At 67.9% G+C, this 240-nt stretch carries 1 protein-coding gene; it reads left to right on the top strand.

Translation table 11 applies throughout. The annotated features are described in order from the left end of the window. Positions 1-240, top strand: a 240-nt coding sequence (locus PUR53_RS11785) for an electron transfer flavoprotein subunit beta/FixA family protein (RefSeq protein WP_443080296.1), incomplete at both ends; no start/stop codon positions are given.

Raw genomic sequence — 240 nt, 5'->3', positions numbered from 1 at the left:
GATGACCTGACCGTCGACCGTGACGACGTGGACGGTCTGCTCTCCGAGCTGGACGAGTACGCCGTCGAGCAGGCGCTGCAGATCGCCGACGAGGCCGACGACGCCGAGATCACCGTGCTGACCGTGGGTCCGGAGGACGCCAAGGACGCGCTGCGCAAGGCGCTGTCGATGGGTGCGGACAAGGCGATCCACGTCGAGGACGACGATGTGCACGGCACCGACGCGATCGGTACCTCGCTG

The sequence above is a fragment of the Streptomyces sp. SP18BB07 genome (assembly GCF_036322545.1).
In the GTDB taxonomy this organism is placed as follows: Bacteria; Actinomycetota; Actinomycetes; order Streptomycetales; family Streptomycetaceae; genus Streptomyces; species Streptomyces deccanensis.
Note: the sequence above shows the minus strand (reverse complement) of the source record. Positions and strands in the feature narration are given on the sequence as shown.